Raw genomic sequence first — 20099 nt, forward strand, 5'->3', positions numbered from 1 at the left:
GCCAGTGTCGCACGCCTGTGCTGCTTGCAACTGCATTCGCAACTGCGCGCTCCCGCGCGCCGTGCCGGCCCGTCAGGTCAAGAGCGCGATGTAAAACACGACCGCGCCGATCAGCGCGCCGACGAAGCAGAACCCCTCGGGCGCGTCGTCGGTGGTGCGCGAGCGCAGCCAGCCGCCCGCCACGCCGAACAAGCCGGCGATGCCTAGCGCGACAAACACCATGACGACATCGAATAGCGCACTACGACCGATTTCGAGAATATCGACCTGCTTGACGACGTAGTACAGCGCGATAGCCATAATCGAGAGCACGACGAGCGGCAACATAACGTGACTGCCCTCATGCCCTACGTGACGACCATGAAGCCCTTCCACCGCCGGCCTGGTATTTTTCATGACCCGTCTCCCCCAGAGCGCCCGAAACCGCACGGGCCTCGATTCGAGCATAGTCCACAGATCGCGCGGGTTCAATGAACGTTTAATTGTGCGCATTGCCCACGACGTTGCCACGAGAAAATAGTGCGGCGCGTCCCACATTTTGGCAATCCAGGGTTATGCCGCAGTGCCACACGCCCCGCCTACAGCGCGCTGCAAGGCTCGCGCAAGGCCGCTGCAAGCCGGCTCGACGCACGATGCCGCGCCGCGCAAACCACGCGGCTCGACGCCGCTTCGACCGGGACGGTGCCGTGCTCGCCCGCTTACGGCACGAAGTCTGCGCTGTAGCTAGAATGCATCGTGACTCGCGCGCCGCTTTCGGGATGCGCGCCGCCTTCTTCCGCCGCCCTCGTTCATCGTTCCCGCGCCCGCCATGCCCCGACTTTCGTTCCTGCTCCGCTTCGTCTCCATCGGTGTGCTGCTGCATATCTATGTGGGCTTCAGGCTCATTCCCGATCTTCCCGTGCCCACCGCCGGCAAGTGGCTCGCATCGCTCTGGCTGGTGCTCTCGGTGCTTGTGATTCCGCCGGGTCTGCTCGCGCGCCGCTTCGAACGCCAGCCGTTAGGCGACCGACTCGCGTGGATCGGCATGCTGGCGATGGGCTTCTTTTCGTCACTGCTGATGCTCACGATCCTGCGCGACCTCATTTTGGCTTCGCTCATGACGGTCGAATCGCTCTGGCCCGGCATCGTGAGTCTGGCGCACTGGCGCATCGCCAGCGCTGCTGCGGTCGTTGTGCTCGCATTCTGTTCGAGCGGCCTCGGTTTTTTCAATGCACGGCGACGCGCACCCGTGCGCAATGTCGAAGTGCCGATCCGCAATCTGCCCGCCGCGCTCGATGGCTTCACGATCGTGCAGTTGAGCGACATTCACGTCGGCCCGACCATCAAACACGATTACGTCGAGGCGATCGTGCGTGCCGTCAATCAGCTGGACGCCGATGTGGTGGCCATCACGGGCGACGTGGTGGACGGCAGCGTGCAGCATCTGTCGAATCACACTGCGCCGCTCGGTCAGCTCGCCGCGCAGCATGGCGTGTATCTGGTCACCGGCAATCACGAATACTATTCGGGCGCCGACGCGTGGATCGCCGAGTTTCGCCGTATCGGCCTGACCGTGCTGATGAATCAGCATGTGGTCATCGAGCACGATGGCGCGCGTCTGGTCCTTGCAGGCGTGACCGACTACACGGCAGGCCATTTCGATCCCTCGCATCGCAGCGATCCCCAAGGCGCGCTGCGCGGCGCCCCCGACGATGTCAACACGCGCGTGCTGCTCGCCCATCAGCCGCGCACGGCGCACGCCGCCGCCGATGCAGGCTACACGCTGCAACTGTCCGGCCACACCCATGGCGGGCAGATTTTCCCGTGGAATTTCATGGTGCGGCTGCAACAGCCGTTCACGGCGGGCCTCGAAAAACTCGGCAGTCTGTGGGTGTACACGAGTCGCGGCACGGGCTACTGGGGGCCGCCCAAGCGCCTGGGCGCGCCTTCGGAAATCACGCGCGTACGGCTGGTGGGTACGCATTGAGTCACACGGCCTTTCGTTGCGCGCGCATCCAGTTTGCAGCGCCGACGCCCTCGCATGGCGGCATGCATCAAGCCGCTATCATGTTCTGACGAGTCCTTGCCCGGAACCACAGGAATCCATCGCCCATGGACGGCAATAAGTCACTGCATCAAAGCGCCTTTTATCTGCTGCTATTCGTCGTTTCCATTGCGCTGTGTTTCGTGCTCGCGCCGTTTTTCAGCACCGTGCTGTGGGGCGCGATACTTGCGCTGATCTTCCAGCCCGTGCAGCGTCGCCTCGTCGCGCGCCTGGGGCGGCGGCGCAATCTGGCCGCCTTGATCACGCTCGCGATCTGTCTGGTGATCGTGATCTTTCCGCTCACGCTGGTGGCCGGCACGCTGATCCAGCAGGTGGGTTATGCGTATGCGCAGGTGCGTGCGGGCAGTCTCGACTTCGGCGCGTTTTTCAGCCAGATAGTGCATGCGCTGCCGCAGTCGATCCAGAACGTTCTCGCGCGTTACGACCTGATGGATCTGCCCGGGTTGCAGCAACGCCTTTCGGCGGGCGCGGCGCAGATCAGCCAGTTCGTCGCCACGCGCGCGCTCAGTCTCGGCCAGAACACCGTGCAGTTCGTGGTGAGCTTCTGCGTGATGCTCTATCTGTTCTTCTTTCTCGTGCGCGATGGCCGCGAAATCTCGCATCTGATCCGCGATGCCATACCGCTCGACGAATCGCACAAACAACATCTGATCCGCAAGTTCACCACGGTGATCCGCGCGACGGTCAAGGGCAACGTGGTGGTGGCGGTCGTGCAAGGGACGCTGGGCGGCATCGCGCTGTGGGTGGTCGGCATCCAGGGCGCGCTGCTGTGGGGCTTCGTGATGATGCTGCTTTCGCTGCTGCCCGCCGTGGGCGCGGCGCTGGTGTGGCTGCCGGTGGCGATCTACTTTATTTCGACGGGCGTGCTGGTGAAGGGCATCGGGCTTGCACTATTCGGCACGCTCGTGATCGGTACGGTCGACAATGTCTTGCGGCCGGTGCTGGTCGGCAAGGATACGCGCCTGCCCGACTGGGTCGTGCTGATTTCGACGCTGGGCGGCATTTCGCTTCTCGGCATCAACGGCTTCGTGATCGGGCCGTTGATTGCCGCGCTCTTCATCAGTTGCTGGGATCTGCTGCGGCGCGACCAGCATAGCCAGTACCACCAGTGCGATGGCGTGGCCGCGCCCGATCCGGATGACGACCCGGTCTGACGCGCGTGCGGGTTCGAATGCTTACGAGGAGACGTGCATCGGCAAGCCTGCGCGTCCCTGACGCGGCGGCTCGGGCACAACCGGCGCACTCGCGCCCGGCGACGGACCGCCTTGCGCGGATACCGAAAAGCCAAACGTATTGATACCGTTGGCACTGCGTACGAACACCGTGCCGCCGTGCATTTCCGCGACTGCCTTGACGATCGATAGGCCCAGGCCGTGGTTCTCGTGGCTATTCGAGCGCGCTTCCTGAATGCGGTAGAAGCGGTCGAAGATATGCTCGCGCACGTCCGGATCGAGCGGCTCGCCAGGATTGGATACGGCGATCTCCACATGGCCGTCCTGTGGCGCGATGGTGACCTGCAGGAGCATGCCCGGCGACGAATGCTGGATCGCGTTCACGAAGAGATTGCTCACCGCGCGGCCGATCAGCGATGTGTTGACCCACGCGCGCGCATCGCCCTGCACTTCCACGCGCAGCTGTGCTTCTTCCAGCGGCATATCGAGAAATTCGAGCATGCGCTCCACTTCACAGCGCAGCGAGACTTCCGCGAGTTCGGTCGCACGTTCGCCGCGATCGCTGCGCGAGAGGAACAGCATATCGTTGACGATCACGCGCAATCGTTCGAATTCCTCAAGATTCGATTGAAGCGTCTGTTGCAACTGCTCAACCGAGCGGTCGCGCGTGAGCGCCACCTGGGTCTGGCCGATCAGGATGCTCACGGGCGTGCGCAATTCATGCGCGACATCGGCATTGAACGATTCGAGCCGCTCGTAGGCTTTATCCAGGCGTTCGAGCGCGCCGTTGAACGACGTGGCGAGTTCGTGCAGTTCCTCGGGCAGTTCGCCCGAATGCAGACGCTGACGCCGGTTCGACGGGCTCAGTTGCGCTGCTTCGCGCGAAAGCCGCGTGAGCGGTGCGAGGCCGAAGCGCGTCACGGCGCGGCTGAGCAACGCCACGGCAATCGTGGACAACGCAATCAGCACGCCCAGCGCGATGCCAAAGCGCCGCAGCATGCCTTCCGTGCGCACGCAGTCGCTCGACACCGTGAGCTTGACCTCGGGGCGCTCGCCGCTAGCGGGTACGACGATGCTCGTCACGATCACGTCGTAATTGCAGCCCGGCGGGCGCACGAGTTGATGATTCGGCCCGACGTCGCCCGTCACCGTCCCCGCGACCGGCGCGCCAAAGCGAAAGCGCGGATCGGGGCTATCGACGTAGTAATGCATGCGGCTATCGGCGGGCGAGAGGTCGCGCAGTTTCTCCTGCACGAAGGCCCACTTTTTCACGTCGGGCGCGTGCGAGACGATCAGGCTCGCGATGCGCGCGCGCGTGTCGAGCGTCTCGCGCAGTTCGTTGAAAAGCTGCCCCTGCATCAGCAGAAAGAGGCCCGTGCCCGTGAGCGTGAAGACGACGAGCGACACCGCTGCGAACATCGCGCAAAGCCGCAGCGAGATCGAGCGTTTCATGACAGCGCGCCCCCTTCTTCGCGCACTTCGAGCACGTAGCCCATGCCGCGAATCGTGTGCAGCAGCTTCGCCGCATGCGGCCCGTCGAGTTTCGCGCGTAGCCGCTTGATGGCGGTTTCCACTACGTTGGCATTGCTTTCGAAGTTCACGTCCCAGACCAGTTCGGTGATGAGCGTTTTCGACAGAATCTCGCCGCGCCGCCGCGCCAGAACGGAAAGCAACTGAAACTCCTTCGCCGTGAGATCGAGACGCACGCCGTCACGCGTGGCGCGACGGCTGATCAGATCGACCTGTAGATCGCCCACGGAAATCAGCGTGGATTCCTGGGCGCGCGCGCGGCGCGTCAATGCGCGCAAACGCTCGACCAGTTCGAGGAACGAAAACGGCTTGGTGAGGTAGTCGTCCGCGCCATCGCGCAGGCCATGCACGCGATCATCCACGCGGTCGCGCGCAGTCAGCATGATGACGGGCGTTTCCTTTTTCGCCCGCACCGCGCGCAGCACGCCGAAGCCGTCGAGCTTGGGCAACATCACGTCGAGCACGATCACGTCGAAGTCGTATTCCGTGGCCATCCACGCGCCCTCTTCGCCGTCCATCGCCACATCGACGATCCAGCCCTGTTCGCTCAAGCCGCTGCGCAGATAGTCCACGACTTTGCGTTCGTCTTCGATTACCAGTACTTTCATGCTTGCCCTCCACTTCGCGCGCGGCGTCAAAGGCCGCGTCGAATCGTATTTGTGTTGCGCTTAGCCGCGTCCGGGCGAGGCGTTTTGCGTGTTCTGCGTGCCCTGACTGCCTTGCGCGCCGCTCGCCGGCACTTTTTGACAGGTGCCCATGCTGCAGGCGAGCGCGCGATCGTCCGCGCTCCAGCCGCCGCCCAGCGCCTTCGCCAGATATACCACCGTGGCGGCCTGCTGTCCGTGAATCTGCACCTCCTGGCGCTCGCTGGCAAGCAATTGCTGCTCGGCATTGAGCACGTCGATGAAGGCGACGAGTCCGCCCTGATAGCGGTCGTTGGCGAGATCGAAGGCCTGGCGCGCGTCGTCCACGGCGGCCTGGCCAGCGGTCGAGGCGCGATCGAGCACGGAAAGCCCGGTCACCGCATTCTGCACCTCCTGGAAGGCCGTGAGCACGGTTTGCCGATACGAGGCCTGCGCCGATTCGTAACCGGCCTGTGCGTAGTCCACGCCAGCCGCGCGCTTGCCGCCATCGAACAGCACCTCGCCGGCGCTCGCGCCCAACGACCAGAGCAGGCTGGGCGCGGTAAAGAGATTGCTGAAGCGCGTCGATTCCCAGCCCAGGGTGGGCGAAAGCGTGATGTCGGGGAAGTAGGCGGAGCGCGCCACGCCGATCTGCGCATTCGCTGCGGCCATTGCGCGTTCGGCGGAAGCCACATCGGGGCGGCGCTGCAGCAGTTCGCTGGGCAGTCCGGCGGGCAACGCGGTCGTCGGCAGAGGCGTGACGTGCGGCGCAAGCGCGAATTCCGGCGCGGGCTTGCCGATCAGCACGGCAATCGCGTGCTCGTCCTGCTGGCGCTGGTTTTCGAGCAGATGCAACTGGGTTTTAGTGGCATCGAGTTGCGCCTTCTGCTGCAGCAGCGTCAGCCCCGAAACCGCGCCCAGGTCGTGTTGCGCGGTGACGAAATCGAGCGCTTTCTGTTGCAGCGCTACCGAGCGATTCAGCACGTCGATTTCATCGTCGAGTTCTCGCAGCGCAAAGTAATCGGTCGCGAGTTCGGCGCTCAGCACGAGACGCGCGTTGGCGAGGTCATCGCCCGCTTGCTGCGCCGAGGCCTGCGCCGACTCCACCATGCGGCGAATGCGCCCGAACAGGTCGAGTTCGTAGCTGATGGTGGGCCCGACCTTGATGTCGTTCTGCACCGTCGACATATTGGGCGTCACATAGGTGGTCTGCGGGCGATTCGCGGAGATGCGCTCGCGCGCGAGGCTGCCGTCGAGCGCCACCTGCGGCGCCTGTTGCGAGGACACCGATCCCAGCGTCGCGCGCGCCTGCGCGTAGTGCGCCACGGCCACGCGCAGCGTCTGATTTTCCGCCAGCGCGGCGTCTTCCAGGCCGTTCAACTCGGTATTGCCAAATACCTTCCACCATTGTGGATCGAGCGGCGCATGCGAAGGTTGCGCGCTGTGCCAGTAGGCATCGGCGGGATCGACCTGCCACGCGGCGGGGCTGGCTGTTTGCGGCGCGTGATAATCGGGGCCGACGGTGCAGGCGGCCAGCATCGCCAAGGTTGCCAGCGCAGCGGTAACGAGCGTTGCACGCTTAGATTGCGCAGGAATTCGCACGGCCTTCACGTCGTACCTCGCGGCGCGGAGGCCCCGCCCTTCCGCGGCGCGACCACGACGACCGTATCGCCATCGGCGATCGAATCGCCCGGGTTGAGCACGACGTGATCGCCCGGCTCCAGCCCGCGGCTGATTTCCAGCGTCTGCCCGAGGTCCTGGGCGATTTCCACCGGCTTCAGCCTGATCTTGCCGTTCGCATCCACGACCGCCAGGCGCGGGCCTTCCGCGCGGAACAGCAGCGTGTTGCCGGGGACCGTCAGGAGTCCCTTCGAATCGGTCTGCAACGCCGCCTGCACGTATGCGCCGGGCAATAGTTTTCCATCGTGATTCGGCAACGATATTTCCACCTGCAGCGTACGCGTGGCGATGTCGATGGCCTGCGCAGTGCGCGTGACGGTGCCGTCGAACACCACGCCCGGCAATTCCTGCTCGCTCACGCTCACGTGCTGGCCCACGGCCACTTGCGGCGCGTAAGTCTGCGGCACATCCAGATAGAGACGCAACGGGTCGGACTGCGCGATCGCGAACAGTGCGCGGCCCGCGCCGCCGTTACCCGCGTTCACCAGATCGCCGATATCGACATTGCGTTGCGTGATCACGCCCGTGATCGGCGCGACGATGCGCTGGAACGATTTGGTCTGCTGAAGACGCCGCACATTGGCGTCGGCGGCGGCGAGGTTGGCGACGTCCTGGTTGTACGCGCCCTGGCGGTCGTCGAGTTCCTGTTGCGAGACCGCGTCGCGCTGGCGCAACTGCTGCGCGCGATCGAGCGAGGTCCTCGCGAGCGCTAGCGTCGAAGCCGCCTGATCGCGCTGCGCCTGCGCCTGCGCGAGTTCCTGATCGATCTCGGGCGTGTCGATTTCGGCGAGCAACTGGCCTTGCTGCACGTGCGCGCCGATATCGGCGTACCACTTCAGCACGTAACCGGTCGCGCGCGAGTAGATCGGCGCTTCCACGTAGCCGCGCAGCGTGCCGGGCAGAACGATGCGGCCGTCCGCGCCCGCTGGGACCGGTTGCACGACGCTCACATACTGCTTTGCGTTCTGCTTCGTGACATCGGCGAGATGGTGGGCGTTGAGCAGGTTCGAGACGATCGTGCGCGCCGCGCCCGCCGCCAGCAGCAAGGCGATCACGATCACCGCGAGGCGCGCGCGTCGGCCCGCCTGGGCGCGCGCGGGCACGTCGAGGCCCTGATCGCCGCCCACGGAGATGTCGAGAGAAGAATGGTGGTGGGGTTCGTTCATGTCGTCGGCCAGAAAATTCGTCAGCGTTGGCTTATGCATCATCGGTCGTTGCGGCGCTGTGCACGGCGCGCCTGCTTTGCCTGCGCGCGATGCGCCAGTCGCGAATGCACCGTCGCGAACATCAGTGGTACGAACAAAAGCGTGGAGACGGTCGCGAACAGCAGCCCGCCGATCACGGCGCGCCCAAGCGGGGCGTTCTGCTCCGCGCCCTCGCCCAGTCCCAGCGCCATCGGCACCATGCCGATCATCATCGCGAAGGCCGTCATCAGCACCGGGCGAATCCGCGTGGCGCCCGCTTCGAGCGCGGCGGCCAGCGGCGTCGCGCCATCGGCCAGACGCTGGCGCGCGAACGACACCACCAGAATACTGTTGGCGGTCGCCACGCCCACGGTCATGATCGCGCCAGTCAACGCGGGCACGCTCAGATGCGTGCCGGTGATGAACAGCATCCACGCGATGCCCGCCAGCGCCGCCGGCAATGCGCTGATGATGATGAGCGGATCGGCCCACGACTGGAAGTTCACCACGATCAGCAGATAGACCAGCACCACGGCCATCGCAATGCCGACGCCCAGCCCGATGAACGATGAGCGCATGGTGTCGATCTGGCCGCGCATCGTCACGGTGGTGCCGCGCGGCGCGTGCGCCTGGACCTTCTTGATGATTTCGTCGATCTGCGCGCCCACTGCGCCCAGATCGCTGCCTTCCACGCTCACCAGCACGTCGATCACGGGACGGATGTTGTAGTGCGTGACGATGGCCGGGCCGTCGTGCGGCTTGAGTTGTACGAGATTGCTCACGAGTTGCAGCGGCGCGGCGGCATTGCCCGCGCGCGCGGAAACAGGCGTGCCCATGACTTCGTTAAGCGACGCTTCGCGATACTGCGGCGTCTGCACGGCAAGCGGATATTCCACGCCGCTCTGCGGACTGACCCAGAATGCGGGCGAGGTCTGCGAACTGCCGGACAGCGCGATCAGCACATCCTGCGCCACGTTTTGCGGGCTCAAATTCAATTGCTGCATGCGCGAGCGATCCATTGCCAGCATCAGCGCGGGTTCGTTGTTGCGCTGCTCGATGTGCGCATCGACGGCGCCCGGCAACTGACGCACCTGCTTGAGCAGCGTGCTCGCGAGCGTCATGTTCTTGCCGAGATCGGAACCCACCACCTGCACGTCGATCGCAGCGGGCTGACCGAAGTTCAGGATCTGCGTGATGATGTCGGCGGGCTGGAAGAAGAATTCGACGCCCGGAAAGCGCTGCGGCAGCACCGTTCGCAGCTTGTCGATGTAGATGTGCGAAGGATCGTGGTCGGGCTTGAGCGCGATCTGGATTTCGCCGTCGAGCGTGCCCATCGTGCCCGAGTTGCTGTACGAGAGATTGATGCCGCTATACGGCAGGCCGAGGTTATCGACGATGGTCGACAGTTGATCGGCAGGCACGACCGTGCGGATCGTGCGCTCGACTTCATCGGCGAGACGCGCCGTTTCTTCGATACGGTAGCCTGTTGGCGCACGCATATGAAGGCGGATATTCCCGGCATCGACCGCGGGGAAGAAGTCGCGTCCCACGAAAAACACGAGGCCGAGCGAAAGCACGCAGAACGACAGAAACGACACGCCGAAGAATCGCCGCCGCGCCAGCAGAACGCTTAGCAAAGCGATGTAATTCGCGCGCACGCGCTCGAAGCCATGATTGAAGCGCTGATGCACCCGCGTGAACACCGACACGCGCGCATTCTTTTGCGGATGCGCCGAAGGATCGTGGCCTTCGAACAGCAACATGGCCAGCGTCGGCACTAGCGTTCGCGAGAGAATGTACGAGGCGATCATCGCGAACACCACGGCCTCCGCAAGCGGCACGAACAGGAAGCGCGCCACGCCCGTGAGGAAGAACATCGGCACGAACACGATGCAGATGCACAGCGTCGAAACCAGCGCGGGCACGGCGATTTCGCCTGCGCCTTCCAGAATGCCGCTGTGCAGATCGGCGCCTGAATGGAGGTGCCGTTCGATGTTTTCGATCGTGACCGTTGCGTCGTCAACGAGAATCCCCACGGCCAGCGCGAGGCCGCCGAGCGTCATGATGTTGATGGTTTCGCCCAGCGCGTAGAGCGTGATGATCGACGACAGAATCGACAGCGGAATCGACACCGCGATGATGAGCGTGCTGCGCCAGTTGCCGAGAAACAGCAGGATCATCGCCGCGGTGAGCGCGGCCGCGATCAGCGCTTCGCGCACCACACCCTGCACCGCCGCCGACACGAAGATCGACTGGTCGAACAGCGGCTGGATCACAAGATCCGATGGCAGCGTAGTGCGCACTTGCGGCAGCAGGCTCTTGAGCTTGCCCACCACTTGCAGCGTGGAGGCATCGCCGCTCTTGAGGATCGACATCAGCACGCCGCGCTGGCCGTCCTGACGCACGATATTGGTTTGCGGCGTGAAGCCGTCGCGTACGTGTGCCACATCGCCCAGATAGGTGGTCGCGCCGTTCACCGTCTGCACGGGAATGCGGTTCAGGCCCGCGATGGTGTCCGGCGACGCATTGGTGTCCACGCGGTATTCTGTCTGGCCGAGCTTGGCGGTGCCGGTCGGCAGGATCAGGTTCTGCGTGCTCACGGCATTGACGATGTCGGCGGGCGTGAGGCCTTTGGAAATCAGCGCGCGGGTGTCGATATCGACGGAGATCACCCGCGTCTTGCCGCCATAGGGATACGGCACCTGCGCGCCCGGAATCGTGATGAGCTGCGGGCGCAGGAAGTTCATCGCGATGTCGGCGAGCGCCTGCTCGCTCATCGATTTACTCGACAGCCCGAGCTGGATCACCGGAATGCTCGACGCCGAATAACTGATGACGAGCGGCGGCGTCGCGCCCGGCGGCATCTGCTTGAGTTGCGCCTGCTCCGATGCCACGGCCTGGGCGATCGCGGTCTGCAGGCTCGCGCCCGGCTGCAGGAACAGCTTGATGATGGCGATGCCGGGCAGCGACTGCGATTCGATATGCTCGATATTGCTGACCGTGGTCGTGAGGCTGCGCTCGTTGACCGAGGTGATGCGCTGGGCCATATCCTGCGCGGAAAAGCCCGTGTACGACCAGATGATGCTGATGACCGGGATGTTGATGTTCGGCAGCACGTCGGTGGCCATCGACATCAAGACAAAGGGCGTGGCCAGCACGATCATGATGGCCATCACGATGAACGTGTAGGGCCGCTTTAGCGCGAGGTTGACTATCCACATGAGGCGGTTTCGGACAAATCAGACGAAATCGGGCAAGAGGAAATATGCGCCTGCAGTTTGCGCTTTAAGCACGCGCGGGAATGCGCAGGAATACACACGAATGCGCATGAATGCGCATGAATGCGTATGAATACGCACTACGCATCGATCAAACGGTGCCGCATCATAGGCAATCCCGCTGGCAGGTTGCTGGCGCGAATATGGCGAAATTGCCAGCCTCGCCGGTCTCTGAAGGCGCGGCTTACGGGGCGTGACTTTGCCGATGGTTAGCAAACGTCGGAGATACCTCTACCTGCATGCAATGCGCGTGTATTTTTCTGTTCGTGCTTACTGGATGAGCGCCTGGTCCACGAGGCGCAGACGCTCCCTCTCGCGCTTTTCGTGTTTATCGGTCTGAGGGCGTGTTTTGGCGCTCGAACCGGCGTGCAATTGACGCGCCTCCCGTAATGGCGTGGGCGGCGTGGTCGTGCTGCGCCGTGACGGCAGATTGCAGCTTGCGAGCGCGCTTTCCTGTTCGGCGAGCACGAGCGGCACCTTCTCGCGCAGGAATTCGACGAAGGTGCGAATCTTCGCGTCCAGATAGCGGCGCGACGCGTAGAGCGCGTAGATGTTGAGCGTCTGCAGGCGGTGCGTGGGCAACACGCGCACCAGCGAACCGTCGGCCAGACCCGGCAGCGCGACGGGCACCGGCAGCGGCCCGATGCCCATGCCTTCGCGAATCGCCAGCGCGAGCGCTTCGGGGTTGTTCACCTGAAAGGGCGTGACGCCGGTATGCCGGAAGGTTTCGCCGTGCGGGCCTTCGGAAACCCATTGACCGGCCGGCAGACTCGCATCGGTGAGATGCAGGCAGGTGTGCATGTCCAGATCGTCGAACGACTGCGGCACGCCGCGTGTGCGCAGATAGTACGGCGACGCGCACAGGATGGCCGCAGTGCTGCCAATCTGCTGCGAGATCAGCGCGGAATTCTCGAGCTCGGCGGCCACCACCACGGCCACGTCGTAGCCTTCTTCGATGATGTCCGGCATCTCCTGCGCGATGGTCAAATCGACGGCGACATCGGGCAGATGTTGCTGGTAGCGCGCGATCAGCGGCATCACGTAATGCTGGCCGAAACTCGTGCCGCCATAGACGCGCAGCTTGCCCGCCGGATTCGCGTGCGCGGCGCCGGCTTCGGCTTCCGCCTGTTCGATGTCGGCAAGAATACGCTTGCAGCTTTGCAGATAGCGCTCGCCCGCTTCGGTCAACGACATGCGCCGCGTGGTGCGGTTCAGCAGGCGCGTGCGTAGCCGCGATTCCAGATCGGTGACGGCGCGCGAAACCTGAGCCGTTGTCATCGTTTCATTCGCAGCGGCGCGCGTGAAGCTGCCCGACTCCACCACTCTTACGAAAATACGCATATTGCGCAGCGTGTCCATCAGCGGCTCCTCTGCATCGTCTTGCTCTTCCCGGCGTCATTCATTGTGGATAGTTCTATGGCGCCAGTCTCGCCTGGAGGCCGTGGCCAGATGCTGACTTCTAAATGGCAGGTGTGTCAGCTTGGCGAGCCGCCTTGTCCCGCGTATGATCCACCGCGCCACCTGCACGGCGGATCGCCCGAACGACACGCGTTTCGCGCAGGATAGCCAATGAGCCGCCTGCTGTTTTCATGACAGATCGATGACTTACGAATTCGCCTTGCGATTGCTCGCGGCGTTCGCCTGCGGCGTCGCCATCGGACTGGAACGCCAGATGCGTCAACGCACGGCGGGCCTGCGTACCATTACGCTCGTGGCCAGCGGCGCGTGTCTGTTCGTCACGCTCGGGGTGTTGACGGGTAATGGCACCAGCGGCGTCACGCAGATCGCGGCTTATGTGGTGTCGGGCGTGGGCTTCCTGGGCGGCGGCGTCATCATGCGCGACAAGGGCTCCATCCAGGGAATCAACACCGCCGCCACGCTCTGGTGTTCGGCGGCCGTGGGCGTGCTATGCGGCGCGGGTCACTACGTGCCGGCGGTGGCGGGCACGGCGGTCGTGCTGCTCACCAACACCGTGTTGCGCGAGGTGAGCCGCATCATCAACCAGTCGCCCATTTCGAATGCCGATCTCGTACGCGTCTACGAACTGACGGTCGTATGCCGCGAAGAGGACGAGATCCATATTCGCACCGTGCTCTCGAACTCGATGTATTCCACCCCGCTCTCGTTCCAGAGTCTCACGAGCGAAGATCTCGCCGGCGACCCACAACGCCTGCGCGTGACGGCCACGGTGCGCCTGCATCCGAAATATCAGCCCAAGCTCGAATTGATGGCGAGCCGCCTGAGCATGGAAAAAGGCGTCTCCAGCGTGAGCTGGACGGCGGCGGAAACGGAAGTTTCGCCGGAGTGACGTGAAGCTTGCCGCGGCATACCGTTTCGGCAAAACCGGCAATCGCCTCGCATTCCTTACGAATTCATTTCACCATCGTTGCACTCATTGAAACACAGCGCGGCGGATTTCAAGAACTGTTAATTCTGGCCGTGTTTCGTGGACTCGACCCCGCCCTTCGACTAAGCTCCAAATCACCGTGATTAATTCACACCAACGAGGGGGGTCCTCTATATGGAACACGGCATCATCGCCTGGCTCATCATCGGCGCAATCGCTGGCTGGCTCGCAGGCGTTCTCGTCAAGGGCGGCGGCTTTGGATTGATCGTCGATATCATCGTCGGGATCGTGGGCGCGTTCATCGGCGGCTGGCTCGCGGGCCTGCTCCACATCCAGATCGGCACTGGCATCATCAGCTCGATCATCACCGCCATCGTCGGCGCGGTCATCCTGCTGTTCGTGATCCGCATGTTCCGCAGGGCGTAGCGATACGTTGCGGTAAACAGAAAACGGGAGCACCGTCGCCGGCGCTCCCGTTTTTTATGTCTGCGCGTCAGAAAGGACGCTTAAGCATTCGCCACGAGTTCGTTGGTGTCCGCCACCGTCGGCAGCATGGAGCCGGTCTCGTTGAAGCGCAGATGCATCTCGTAAGCCTTCGCGAGATTGTGCGGCGTCTGTCCGCCGATCTTCTGCGCGTCCTTGTAGTAGTCGCGCAGCAGGTCGCGGTAAAGCGGATGCACACAGCGCTCGATGATGAGCGTGGCGCGCTCGCGCGGCGCGAGGCCGCGCAGATCGGCGAGGCCCTGCTCGGTCACGATCACGTCGACGTCATGCTCGTTGTGGTCGACGTGCGGCACCATCGGCACGATGCTCGAAATCTTGCCGTCCTTGGCGATGGCCTTGGTCGCGAAGATCGCGCACGACGCGTTGCGCGCGAAATCGCCCGAACCGCCGATGCCGTTCATCATGTGCGTGCCGCCCACATGCGTGGAATTCACGTTGCCGTAGATGTCGCATTCGAGCGCGGTGTTCAGCGCGATCAGACCGAGGCGGCGGATCACTTCAGGATGGTTGCTCACTTCCTGCGGACGCAGCACGAGCTTGTCGCGATAGCGGTCGAGTTCGGCGAGCACTTGCGCCTGGCGCGACGCGGAGAGCGTCATCGAAGCGCCCGAGGCGAACACCATCTTGCCCGAGTCGATCAGGTCGAAGGTGGAGTCTTGCAGCACTTCCGAATACATCGTCAGCGCTTCGAACGGCGAATCCACGAAACCCGACAGCACCGCGTTCGCAATCGTGCCGATGCCGGCCTGCAGCGGCGGCAGTTGCGCGCTCATGCGGCCGTGCTTGACTTCGTGCTGCAGAAAGTCGATCAGATGAGCGGCGATGCGGGCGGTCTCTTCGTCGGCGGGCAGCACGGTCGAGGGGCTGTCCGGCTGGTTGGTGATGACGATGGCGGCGATCTTTTCGGGCGGAATCTCGATGGCCTGGGTGCCCACGCGATCGTTGACGCGCACGATGGGCAGCGGATCGCGATGCGGACGGCGGCCCGGAATCCAGACGTCGTGCAGGCCTTCGAGACCGAGCGGCTGCGCGAGGTTGATTTCGACGATCACCTTCTCCGCGAGAATCGCGAAGCTCGCCGAATTGCCGACCGAAGTCGTGGGGACGATGGCGCCCGTTTCCGTGATCGCCGCGGCCTCGATGATCGCGAGGTCGAGCTTGCCGAGCAGGTTCGCGCGCAACATCTCGACCGTCTCCGAGAGATGCTGATCGACGAACATCACTTCGCCGCGATTGATCGCCTTGCGCAGCGTGGTGTCCACCTGGAACGGCAGACGGCGTTCGAGCACGCCCGCTTCGGTCAGCATGCGGTCCACGTCGTGGCCGAGCGAGGCGCCCGTCATCAGCGTGATGCGCAGCGGCTCCTTCTCCTCGCGCGCGCGGCGAGCGAGTTCGAGGGGCACGGCTTTCGTGTCGCCGGCGCGCGTGAAGCCGCTGGCGCCGACGCGCATGCCATTGCGCACGAGTTGAGCGGCTTCGGCCGCCGAGGTGATCTTGCCGCGCAGAGCGGCACAACGGATTCGGTCTTCGTACATCAAAGTCTCCACAAACTTCTCTGATCGCCAGATGCCATTTTCAGGTCTTGCTTTGGCGGCCTTGCATCACGGCTTGAGCAAAACAGTTTTGCGGCCGGAATGCGCAAAGCCGCGGGGCCTTACAGGAGGGCGCCGCGGCAAGAATTTCAAGCGTGCGCCTGCACATTGCGGGCGGTTACTCGATCTCAGCTACCGAAATAAAGGTTGCAGAAGCTGGCAGGTCCGACGCATTCGTCTTTCTTTGCCGGCGTCACGTCACGGTGCGCGGACGCTTGAGCAGCAGGCTGCGCTGCGCTTTGGGCGACCTGATCGGGGACGCCCGCTGCCGTGGCGTCGTTCTGTGCATAAGCAGCGGCGGCGGCAAACAGGGAACACGCAACAACAGCGATCTTCAGGGACTTCATTTCACTCTCCAGTGCTAACGGGTACTGCCGAAGCAGTGATGCCACTATATGACCGGGGCCTGGATTGATTAAGGAGCCGGCTTGGAAGGTATCTTTCCAGACTGCGGCAAGATCGCGCAGGCAGGCCGTTCGAGCGCCGTCAGGACAGGCGCAGACGCAAAGCGCGGCGGCGGCGCGCCTGGCGAGCGTGACGTGCATGCGCGCCAAGGGGCGCGTCGCGGTCGATCAATGCGCTACGGATGAAGTGGAGATGGCTCAGCAGCCGCTGTACGTCGTGTCGGCGCTCGCGGTCTTGGTGGACGTGCGGGAGCGTCTCCTGGGCGATCGAGGTGGCTGTGCGCACAGCCTGGAGGGCACGGTCGAGCTGCGCGGCGTCGGGCTGCTCGAAGAGCCGCGCGATATCGCCAAGCAGGCGTTCGAGCGACTGACGCCAGCGGCTGTCGCCATCGGCGAGCCATGCGGCGCTCTGGGCGTCGTGACGCAGGTCGATCACGGCATGGCCGACTTCGAGCGTCACCAGCATCCAGCGCAGCGCGCGCCGGTGCGCCTGCTTGCGGGCATTGAGCAGCAGTCGCAACTGGTGCATGAGATCGTGCGCGCCGGACTGGAAGTGCTGCCCGATGCCGGGCAGATCGCCACGGCAGGCGAGCACGACCTGACCGCGTAACGCGCCGCACATGCGCTCGACGAGCCAGTTCATGTGCGGCGGGAACACCACCGAAAACGCGAGCGCGGCCACGATCATCGCGCTGACCACCGCGAGGCCGTTGTTGATCAGCAGATCCGGATCGTAGGCAATGACGTTATCCGGCCCCGCGAGCAGACACAGAAACACCGAGAACCCGACCCCGAAGCCGGCAATGCGTGGGCGCGTCGCCAGGAACGCGCCCAATGCGAGCGCGGGAGCGAGCGCGGCGCACAGCAGCGGGAATCCATCGACGTTCGGGTAGACGTAGCACATCAGCAGATAGCCAACGACCGCCGCGCAGGCCGCGCCCGCCGCCATCTGGAACGCCATGCGGGTTGCGCGCGGCGCCGATGATGTCAGCGCACAGGCAATCGCGGCGGCGATCATCGCAAGACCGCCGCTCGGCCAGTCGGTTTCCACCCAGAACCAGCCGACAGCCCCCACCACCACCGCCGTGCGCATGAAGGTAAAGGCCACCACGTACCAACTGGTGCGCGGCACGTAGCGTGTGACGCGAGGCTCGGGCGGCAGGCCCGCCTGGGTCAGCGACGCCCAGGTGCGGCTGTAGCGCGCGATCTCGGCCGTGAAGCGGTAAATCAGTTCGGCTGATGTGTCGAAGTCTTGTAGCGTGTCGAACGAACCCGCTTCGACCGGGCGACGCGTTTCGCGCACCCGGCGCGGAAGCGTGCGCTGGAACGATTCGAGATCCTGCGCGAGCCGCAAGGCGTAGGCGCGATCCGGTTCCTTGAGGCTCGGACGCTGGGCTAGCAATGACGCAAGCTCATTGAAAAAGGGGGCGAGCGGCGCGATCGACGCGTCGCTCCAGCGCAAGCGCTTCTTCAACTGGCGCAGCGCGTGCAGGCGCGCGCTAGCGTCCATGAACTCGCCGTTCAGGCGCGCGAGCAACTGGCTGCGCGAGCGCATCGTCGGATCTTCGAAAAATGAGAAAGCGCGCGTGGCTTCGAAGCCGACGATTTCGTCGACGAGTTTCGCGAATCGCCCTTCAAATGCGTCCCTTTCAAGTCCGCCCGACAGCACGGTCGCGGCGAAGGCAGTAAAATCGAGATATCGTGAGCGCAAGGTGCGTTCGAGCACCGAGCCCGACTGCCGGGGCACGATGACGGCGCTGACGATCCCGGAACACAGAATCCCCACAGCCACCTCGGCTGCGCGCCCCAGCGCGGCGAGAAACAGGCCATTGGGCTGCATTACGAGGGGAATCCCGATCAGCGCAGCCGTATAGCCGGCCAGCACGAACGCGTACCAACGAAAATGCCGATTCCGCATGGCAGCCGCCGTACAGGCGGCCACCCACATCGTCATCCCGGCGATATAGAGCTCGGGCTGCTGGATAAACACGGCCCCCAGCACCACCGCCGCGACCATCCCAACCGCGGTGCCGACGATGCGATACACGCTCTTCGCGAACACCATGCCGGAGAGGGGCTGCATCAACACGAACACCGTGGTCATCGCGATGCGCGGCTGCGGCAGGTCCAGCAGCATCGCAATGCCCATCGCCAGCAGTCCCGCCGTCACCGTTTTCAACAGATGCAGCCAGATCGCGCCGTGAGTGGCCTGCCAGTCGCGCAGGGCGCGCCGCGCGGCGCGCCAAATCACTACGGCGCGACGACGCGGGTCGGTCACACGACGTATCGCTGGCTGCGGGTTCATGGGAAACGCACTACGCTCGGTTTGTTACGACGATTACCCGGGGGGCACTGCTGCTGCAGGCTACAGGTCGCCGATTGTAGGAGCGTCAATAAAGCGAATTAACGGGACCGGCAGGGAACGTCCGTTCCAGATCACTCAACAATGCCGGGGCCCACGAGGCGGACAATATCGTTTTCGTGCCAAACAAGAAGTTCTTAAAGAAGGTCTGATGGATACGCTACAAAACATGCGGGTGTTCGTCCGCGTCGTCGAAGCCGGCAGTTTCACCGCCGCGGCCCAATCGCTGGATTCAACGACGGGCGCCATGTCGCGCGCCGTCTCGGAACTGGAGGCGCATCTGCGCACGCGCCTGCTCAACCGTTCGACGCGACGGCTCGCGTTGACGCCCGCCGGCGAACGCTATCTGAAGCGTTGCGCGCAGATTCTCGCCGACGTGGATAGTGCGGAAGAAGAAGCAAGTTGCGCGCACGAGCGCCCGGCCGGCGCGCTGCGCATGCACAGCTTCGCGAGTATCGGGCAGCAGTATGTGCTGCCGGCGATCTCGCGCTATCGTGCTTTGCATCCCGAAGTCACGGTCGAGCTGACGCTCTCGCAACGGCTCCCGGATCTGTTCGAAGGCAGCAGCGATGTGTCGGTGGTGACGGCGGCTTCGTTGCCGAATTCGGATCTCGTTTCGCATCAGCTTGGTTCGACGTACAGCATCCTGTGCGCGTCGCCGGCCTATGTGCATACGCACGGCGCGCCGCGCACGCCGGCCGACCTGGCCCATCATGACTGCCTGATTCTCAAGACGCCGACGTCGGATGCGCACGAGTGGGCGCTCGAAGGCCCGGGCGGCAGCGTCGAAATGCACGTGGATGGTCCAGTTCAGGTGAATATCGCCGAGTCGCTTGCAGTGGCGATTCGCGAGGGGATGGGTATCGGGACGCTGCCGGTTTATGCGGCGATCGAAGGTCTGCGCAATGGCACGCTGGTGCGGGTGTTGCCGCAGCACATTCTGCAGAAGAGCAATGTGTATGCGCTGTATCCGTCGCGCAAATTCGTGGATGCGAAGACAAAGACCTGGGTGGAGTTTTTGCGGGCCCATCTGCCGCAGGTGATTGCACGCGATATGGCGCTGCTCGAAGAGCTCACGCAAGAGCAGCTCGCCGATGCCGCAGCGCTGGCGTCTCGGGCAACGCCTGGCGAGTGATTTGGCGGGTTGTTTAAATGCAAAAAGCCGTCCCTTGTGGACGGCTTTTTTCGTTTGCGCTTCCTTTAGCGCGTATTTTTCCACGCGCGTAAACGCCAGAACCCCGGCTCTCTTTCGGAGACACCGGGGTTCTGGACGTACTGCATAACGAGCCTGACGATTACCTACTTTCACACGGGCAATCCGCACTATCATCGGCGTGGAGCTGTTTCACGGTCCTGTTCGGGATGGGAAGGGGTGGGAC

Annotated in this window: 15 protein-coding genes; 5 read left to right on the forward strand and 10 right to left on the reverse strand. The window is 63.9% G+C overall.

Annotated elements, in window-relative coordinates; translation table 11 throughout:
- Positions 1-72: 72 nt before the first annotated feature.
- Positions 73-396, reverse strand: coding sequence for a hypothetical protein (locus F4827_RS27020; RefSeq protein WP_183729313.1), 324 nt, complete (start codon positions 394-396; stop codon positions 73-75).
- A 412-nt stretch (positions 397-808) separates the two neighbouring features.
- On the opposite strand from F4827_RS27020, the gene F4827_RS27025 reads away from it, so the two are divergent.
- Both F4827_RS27025 and F4827_RS27030 read left to right on the forward strand, forming a co-directional pair.
- Entirely contained in the window at positions 809-1966 is a 1158-nt protein-coding gene (locus F4827_RS27025; RefSeq protein WP_183729316.1) for a metallophosphoesterase, read from the forward strand.
- 125 nt (positions 1967-2091) lie between these two features.
- The gene (locus F4827_RS27030) at positions 2092-3198 is read left to right on the forward strand and encodes an AI-2E family transporter (RefSeq protein WP_183729319.1); all 1107 of its coding nucleotides are present in this window, start codon (positions 2092-2094) and stop codon (positions 3196-3198) included.
- Positions 3199-3219: 21 nt separating this feature from the next.
- Here F4827_RS27030 and F4827_RS27035 read toward each other — a convergent pair whose 3' ends face one another.
- The 6 genes from F4827_RS27035 to F4827_RS27060 form a co-directional block, all read right to left on the reverse strand.
- On the reverse strand, positions 3220-4668 hold the full coding sequence (locus tag F4827_RS27035) for a heavy metal sensor histidine kinase (protein ID WP_183729322.1): 1449 nt from the start codon (positions 4666-4668) through the stop codon (positions 3220-3222).
- Positions 4665-5354, reverse strand: coding sequence for a heavy metal response regulator transcription factor (locus F4827_RS27040; RefSeq protein WP_183729325.1), 690 nt, complete (start codon positions 5352-5354; stop codon positions 4665-4667). The genes F4827_RS27035 and F4827_RS27040 overlap by 4 nt, the downstream gene beginning before the upstream one ends.
- A 60-nt stretch (positions 5355-5414) precedes the next feature.
- Positions 5415-6908: an efflux transporter outer membrane subunit gene (locus F4827_RS27045; RefSeq protein ID WP_183729401.1), complete on the reverse strand. Its 1494-nt coding sequence runs from the start codon at positions 6906-6908 to the stop codon at positions 5415-5417.
- Between the two features lie 68 nt (positions 6909-6976).
- The gene (locus tag F4827_RS27050) at positions 6977-8215 is read right to left on the reverse strand and encodes an efflux RND transporter periplasmic adaptor subunit (protein WP_183729328.1); all 1239 of its coding nucleotides are present in this window, start codon (positions 8213-8215) and stop codon (positions 6977-6979) included.
- A 38-nt stretch (positions 8216-8253) separates the two neighbouring features.
- Positions 8254-11454, reverse strand: coding sequence for an efflux RND transporter permease subunit (locus tag F4827_RS27055; protein ID WP_183729331.1), 3201 nt, complete (start codon positions 11452-11454; stop codon positions 8254-8256).
- A 327-nt stretch (positions 11455-11781) separates the two neighbouring features.
- Entirely contained in the window at positions 11782-12870 is a 1089-nt protein-coding gene (locus F4827_RS27060) for a LysR family transcriptional regulator (protein WP_183729336.1), read from the reverse strand.
- 241 nt (positions 12871-13111) lie between these two features.
- Between F4827_RS27060 and F4827_RS27065 the strand changes: the two genes are divergently transcribed.
- Both F4827_RS27065 and F4827_RS27070 read left to right on the forward strand, forming a co-directional pair.
- Complete coding sequence (locus F4827_RS27065; protein WP_183729339.1) at positions 13112-13819, forward strand: MgtC/SapB family protein; 708 nt, start codon at positions 13112-13114, stop codon at positions 13817-13819.
- Between the two features lie 213 nt (positions 13820-14032).
- Positions 14033-14284 carry a GlsB/YeaQ/YmgE family stress response membrane protein gene (locus F4827_RS27070; protein ID WP_183729342.1) on the forward strand — a complete coding sequence of 84 codons (252 nt, stop codon included), beginning with the start codon at positions 14033-14035 and terminating at the stop codon, positions 14282-14284.
- Positions 14285-14364: 80 nt separating this feature from the next.
- Here the strand turns inward: F4827_RS27070 and F4827_RS27075 are convergent, their stop codons facing one another.
- The 3 genes from F4827_RS27075 to F4827_RS27085 form a co-directional block, all read right to left on the reverse strand.
- Positions 14365-15897, reverse strand: coding sequence for an acetyl-CoA hydrolase/transferase family protein (locus tag F4827_RS27075; protein WP_183729345.1), 1533 nt, complete (start codon positions 15895-15897; stop codon positions 14365-14367).
- Positions 15898-16082: 185 nt separating this feature from the next.
- A complete protein-coding gene (locus tag F4827_RS27080; RefSeq protein WP_167069575.1) occupies positions 16083-16301 on the reverse strand; it encodes a hypothetical protein in 219 nt (72 codons plus the stop codon).
- Between the two features lie 139 nt (positions 16302-16440).
- Positions 16441-18663 carry an FUSC family protein gene (locus F4827_RS27085; protein WP_183729348.1) on the reverse strand — a complete coding sequence of 741 codons (2223 nt, stop codon included), beginning with the start codon at positions 18661-18663 and terminating at the stop codon, positions 16441-16443.
- A 208-nt stretch (positions 18664-18871) separates the two neighbouring features.
- On the opposite strand from F4827_RS27085, the gene F4827_RS27090 reads away from it, so the two are divergent.
- Complete coding sequence (locus tag F4827_RS27090) at positions 18872-19855, forward strand: LysR family transcriptional regulator (protein ID WP_183729351.1); 984 nt, start codon at positions 18872-18874, stop codon at positions 19853-19855.
- Positions 19856-20099: the final 244 nt, after the last annotated feature.

Origin of the sequence: Paraburkholderia bannensis (genome assembly GCF_014200455.1) — a bacterium.
GTDB lineage: Bacteria > Pseudomonadota > Gammaproteobacteria > Burkholderiales > Burkholderiaceae > Paraburkholderia > Paraburkholderia bannensis_A.